General features: G+C 74.2%; 3 protein-coding genes. All 3 read right to left on the bottom strand.

The window, feature by feature from the left end:
• Positions 1–49: 49 nt before the first annotated feature.
• The 3 genes from M0638_RS27265 to M0638_RS27275 all read right to left on the bottom strand — a co-directional run bounded on the left by M0638_RS27265 (position 50) and on the right by M0638_RS27275 (position 1,694).
• Positions 50–490 (bottom strand): hypothetical protein, encoded by a 441-nt coding sequence (locus M0638_RS27265; protein ID WP_248670105.1) that lies wholly within the window; start codon positions 488–490, stop codon positions 50–52.
• Between the two features lie 97 nt (positions 491–587).
• Positions 588–1,064, bottom strand: a complete 477-nt coding sequence (locus tag M0638_RS27270; protein WP_248670106.1) for a hypothetical protein — start codon at positions 1,062–1,064, stop codon at positions 588–590.
• 3 nt (positions 1,065–1,067) lie between these two features.
• Positions 1,068–1,694 carry a hypothetical protein gene (locus M0638_RS27275; protein ID WP_248670107.1) on the bottom strand — a complete coding sequence of 209 codons (627 nt, stop codon included), beginning with the start codon at positions 1,692–1,694 and terminating at the stop codon, positions 1,068–1,070.
• Positions 1,695–1,801: the final 107 nt, after the last annotated feature.

Here is a 1,801-nt window from a genome sequence, read left to right on the forward strand (position 1 = left end):
TCGGCGTCGGGGCGCAGGCCGGCGCGGGCCAGCCTGTCGGGGGCGCCGCTCATGCCGCCCTCCCCGCCAGCAGGTCGCGGCAGAGGCTCAGCACGAGCCGCTGGTCCGGATCGGTCGGCACGTCGGCATCGCCGCCCGGCGTCAGCCAGAGCAGCAGCGCCCGGGCCTTCGCCTGCCAGCCCTCGAACGAAGCGGCGGGCGTCACGGCGAGGCGGTCGCGCAGCTCGCGGTGCTGCTCGTTCAGCAGCCGCATCCGCGCCGCCGTTCCCGGCGGGTACTCGAAGCGCACCGCGTCGTAGTAGGGCTCCATGTGCCGCTCGATCTCGGCGCGGCCGTCTACCATCAGGCCGGCGACGCGGCACACCTCGGCATCGGGGGAAGCAACGGCAGGGCGGGCGTAGGAAACCGCCGTGGCGAACGCCAGGAGCGACGCCGCGCCCCCGAGCACGCCACGGCGGGCAGTGGTAGAAGCGGAGGAAGCCACGGGCATAGGGGATGCGTCCCTTGCTGGTGGTCAGGCGCGGGTGGGTGCTGGACACACCCGCCTGCGCCGCCTGATGCCGGGGAGCCGCCCCGGCGCGGACGGCTCAGACGGCGGCGGGCGCCGGCTGGGCAATGGGGGCGGTGCGAAGCCGCGAGAACACCGCGATCCTGGCGAACAGCATGTCGCCCTGCTCGCTCTCCCAGCGGCGGAAGGCGGCGCGGTCCTCGACGTCCACACCCTCGGCGGCGGCGCGGGCCCTGCTTTCGCGGCCCAGGCTGGCGCGGGTGCGGCTGCGACCGACGCCGCCGTTCATGCCGTAGCAGCGGGCCTGACGCACGCGAGCGCCGGACACGCCGGGCAGGAAGAAGTGGACCTCCATCTCGGCGTCGTTCGCGGCATGCAACTCGGCGGCGGCTGCGACCATCCGGCGGGCCTCGTCCTCGGAGGCGACGGCCTGCACGACGCACGGGCTGTTCTCGTCGTCCTGGGTGACGACCAGGAAGCGGTCGCCCTCGTCACCCCAGGCCCGGTAGCGGCCGCACGGGCTGGCGATCAGAACAGCGGGGGTGAGGCGGGACATGTCTCAGGCTCCCATCTGCAGGACCGGCACCGCCGGCACGCGGCGCGTGGGCGACTGCTTCGGGCGGCGGGCCAGCACCGGCCGGGGCTGCGGCCCGTGCAGCGCCACCTCGGCCCGGCGCAGCGCGGCACGGGCGGCGTTCAGCGCGCAGAAGGCAGCCGCTTGGGCGGCACGGCGAGCCTCGGCACCACCGGGCGCACGGTTCGCCACGCGCAGGGCCTCGACCGCCTCGGCCATTGCCTCGCGCCGTGCGTCCACCGCCGCCTCGGCCGCGACCCCCGCCAGGGCGGCGCGCACCGCGGGATCGTGCTCGACCATCGGCGCCAGGTGGGCGACGCGCTCCAGGTGGCCGGCGATGGCGCCCAGCACCGCCTCCAGGCTGCCGGTGGCCAGCGGCATGTCGCCGTGGGTCGGATCGTAGTAGGCGGCCGCATGCCCCGCCGCGGTCGTCCGGACGTGCCAGCACCGGCACCTGTGCATCACCAGCACCACCACGCTGCGGTCGCGCGGCAGCGGGTCGGCGATGACCGAGGCATTGGGGATGGCGGAGAAGCGCAGGCCCAGCGCGGCGGACACCAGCCCGGCGGCGTGGACCTCGCGGCGGATCGTGGGGGTGGTGTCGAGGGGCATGGTTTGCGGCACCTATCTTTTGCGATAGTATCGCTTCGGTGCGACACCATCGCAGTCACGATTGGTGCGGTCAACCAGATTTTTGCGATGGGAACGCAGATTTATGA

This window comes from Roseomonas acroporae (assembly GCF_023223525.1).
Classification (GTDB): domain Bacteria; phylum Pseudomonadota; class Alphaproteobacteria; order Acetobacterales; family Acetobacteraceae; genus Roseomonas_E; species Roseomonas_E acroporae.